The organism is Streptomyces sp. SID14478 (assembly GCF_010548525.1).
In the GTDB taxonomy this organism is placed as follows: domain Bacteria; phylum Actinomycetota; class Actinomycetes; order Streptomycetales; family Streptomycetaceae; genus Streptomyces.
Map to the genome: position 1 here is coordinate 1 of NZ_JAAGMG010000232.1, position 2157 is coordinate 2157.

The 2157-nt window shown below is 71.4% G+C and carries 1 protein-coding gene and 1 pseudogene; both read left to right on the plus strand.

Annotated elements, in window-relative coordinates; translation table 11 throughout:
• The first annotated feature begins 44 nt into the window (after positions 1-44).
• Entirely contained in the window at positions 45-1892 is a 1848-nt protein-coding gene (locus tag G3I40_RS08520; protein WP_343244859.1) for an LpqB family beta-propeller domain-containing protein, read from the plus strand.
• A 128-nt stretch (positions 1893-2020) separates the two neighbouring features.
• Positions 2021-2157, plus strand: a pseudogene (locus G3I40_RS46975) (ComF family protein); the annotation flags it as partial.

Consider the following 2157-nt stretch of genomic DNA (forward strand, 5'->3'; position numbering starts at 1 on the left):
CGGTGCGGAGCCGGACGAGCGCGGCGAGGGGAGCGACGGCGGTCGTGAGTGAGCAGCGGGCGCCGCGAAGGCGGCGCGGGGTGCGGGCAGGCGCGCTGGCCGGGTGCGGAGCGATCGTGCTCGCCGGGTGCGCGTCGATGCCCGACAGTGGCGGGCTCGACTCGGTCGACGCCTCGCAGCGTCCTGACTCGCAGGTGCGGGTCTTCGCACAGCCGCCGGCCGACGGCGCCAGCCCGACCAATGTGGTCGAGGGCTTCCTTGAGGCACTGACCAGCGATGACCCTACGTACGCGATCGCGCGCAAGTATCTGACGCCGAAAGCAGCGAAGGGCTGGGAGCCCGGTCACGAGACGGTCGTGCTCGCCGACGGCCCCAATACGCGCCCGCTCAGCCCGCAGAACGCGGGCGACGAGGGCAAGTACTTCAGCCTGACGGGCAGTGAGGTCGCCACGGTCGACCGGCAGCAGGCCTATCAGCCGCACAAACAGAAGTACGACAAGAACCTGCACCTGTCCCTGGTCAAGTCCTCTAAGGGCAACCAGTGGCGGATCGACAGCCTGCCGCCGGGTGTCGTCCTCGGCGAGACCGACTTCCAGCGGATCTACCAGCCCGTCAACAAGTACTACTACGCGGTGGATTCGCCGTCCGGGGGTGACTCCTCGCCGAAGCAGCTCGTTGCCGACCCGGTCTTCGTGCGGCAGTGGACCGACCCGCTGACCGAGACGGTCAAGCAGGTACTCGCCGGGCCGACGCGCTGGCTGGACCACGTCGTGAACACGTCGTTCCCGTCGGGCGTACGGCTCAAGAGCGGGGTGGACTCGCTCTCCCCGGACGACGCGAACAAGCTGACGGTGCCGCTGAGCAAGGCCGCGGACCGGGTCAGCCAGACCAAGTGCAAGCAGATGGCGGCCCAACTGCTGTTCTCGTTGCGGGACTTGTCGTCGTCGAGTGTGAGCGAGGTCGACCTCAAGAGCACCGACGGCCGCCTCTTGTGCACGCTGAACGAGGACAAGGCCGACGCGCTGGTGGCCCCACGGCAGGCCGCCCAACTGGACGCCCAGTACTTCCTGGACGAGAAGGGCCGGCTCGTGCAGGTGCCCGGCCGCGGCAGCTCCGACCCGGCCCCGGTGGAGGGGCCGCTGGGCGAGGACTCCCCGCGGCTGCGCTCCGTGGCGGTCTCGCGCGACCAGGAGCGGGCGGCGGGGGTGACGCACGACGGACGGCTGCTGTACGTCGCCTCGTTCCTCAGCAGCGCCTCGCTGGGCGACCCGCTGGTGCGCAGCCACGCCGCGGCGGCGAAGGACGGCCTGTCGACGCCCAGTTGGGACGGGCGGGGGGACCTGTGGGTGGCCGACCGTGACCCCGCGCACAAACGGCTGCTCGTGTTCGGGCAGGGCCTCGGCGACAAGATGCAGGAGGTCTCCGTCGAAGGGCTCGAAGACGATGCCCGCATCGAGTCGGTGAAGACGTCCGCCGACGGCGCGCGCATCGCGCTGCTGGTGAAGATCAAGGACACGACGTCGCTGCGGATCGGGCGGGTCGAGCGGCAGTCCGACGGAGAGGGCGGCGTCGACGTCTCGGTCGCCGGTCTGCGTTCCGCGGCGCCGGAGATGGAGGACGTCACGGCCGTGTCGTGGGCGGGCGGCAGCCGGCTCGTCGTGGTCGGCCGGGAGTCCGACGAGCTGCAGCAGATCCGGTACGTGCAGTGCGACGGGTCCGCGCCGACCGGGCAGGCCCTGCCGGGGCTGACCCGGGTGAGCGACATCGCCGCGTCCGACGACGACCGGCTGCCGCTGCTGGCGCGCTCGGACGACGGGATCGTGCGGTTGCCCTCCGGTTCCGCGTGGCAGTCGGTCCTCAAGGACGGGACCGCGCCGGTCTATCCGGGGTAGCAGGCGCTCGCGTGGGCGCCGCCTGCGTCCGGGTACGAGGTCAAGGCCCTGTCATCCCCGTGGAGTTGTCCACAGGGCGTTGTCCACAGGGGTGGTCACCCGGCGTCCGTGTTGGCACAGTGGTGGGTATGCGGGGGTGGTGGCAGGACCTCTCCGACCTGGTGCTGCCGGCCCAGTGCGCAGGCTGCGGCAGGTCGCGGACGACGCTGTGCGCGCGGTGCGCGGCGGCGTTGCACGGCGCTGTGCCCGGCCGGGTCCGTCCGCG